The organism is Vibrio sp. Vb1554 (assembly GCF_033344235.1).
Genome location: NZ_JAWPOJ010000354.1, coordinates 1 through 1,136 on the forward strand (window position 1 = coordinate 1; position 1,136 = coordinate 1,136).

Sequence of the window (1,136 nt, forward strand, 5' to 3'; positions counted from 1 at the left end):
GATGAAGATAAAGAGACCGTTCGATCAATAGCACTTCGTTCGGTGTTTATTGCTTTTGTCATCGTGGCTATTTTTGCCATCGCAGGAAAAGTGATTTTCGACCTCTTTGGTATCACCCTTTATGCGCTGCGCATTACTGGGGGAATCTTAGTCTTCATGATTGGTTTTAATATGTTGCAAGGAGATTCCACGCATCAAAAAACCAAGGAAAAAGCGTATTCGCCTGCGCAGCAACAGGCAGCCTTGAGTATTGCCGTATCACCGTTGGCGATGCCAATACTCGCGGGGCCGGGTACGATTGCGACAGCGATGAACTTTGCGACCACAGGTGGTTTTGACCAAACCATTATTACCATCGTTTCATTTGCGGTTCTTTGTATCATCACCTACATATTGTTCCTGTTCGGGGACAAACTGGTCAAAGCGGTAGGGCCTAGTGCTTTGAATGTGGTGACAAAAATGATGGGCCTGATTTTGGCAGTTATCGGCACCCAAATGTTCATCGATGGTGCTGGCGAAGCCTACAAAACCGTATTTGCCTAACTCTTCCCATATTTCCCAAATCCACACTTGTGTTGCGTCATAAGTGTGGATTTTTTGATCTTTAGTTTTCACTTTCTAAGCTAGAAATACATAGACTTCGCCTATCTCAATAATAAGAATAACCAATTGTTGCTAATGCACGAATTTCATTACTCTTTTCCGAGAAATTAATGGGGGAAACATGGCAACGAAAGCAATTGTAGTGGAAGGTGGAGCGATGCGCGGCGTCTTTGCCAGTGGCGTGTTAGACGCATTTCTAGAGCGAGATTATAAGCCATTTGATTTTGCGATTGGTGTGTCGGCAGGCGCATCTAATTTGATTGGTTATCTGACCGATTACCCGCATCGCAGTATAAATGTGATTACAAAGCTCGCGACCAGCAAGCGCTTTTTCGACCCGACCCGTTTCCTCAAAGGTGGCGATTTGATTGATGTGAAATGGCTGTTTGAAGAGTCCAACCGTTTGTATCCCGTCGATGAGAAAAAGCTTTTTGAAGGCATTCCATTTTTTGCGGCCACCACTAATGTGGACACAGGTAAAGCGGACTACTATCGAGTGACGCGAGAAAATTTCCATCATGCGATAGAAGCGA

2 protein-coding genes are annotated in these 1,136 nt (G+C 44.7%); both read left to right on the top strand.

Translation table 11 applies throughout. The annotated features are described in order from the left end of the window. The coding region (locus tag R8N28_RS26240) for a MarC family protein (RefSeq protein WP_318183786.1) at positions 1 to 543 on the top strand (543 nt) is incomplete at its 5' end. Between the two features lie 181 nt (positions 544 to 724). Then, the coding region (locus tag R8N28_RS26245) for a patatin-like phospholipase family protein (RefSeq protein ID WP_318183787.1) at positions 725 to 1,136 on the top strand (412 nt) is incomplete at its 3' end.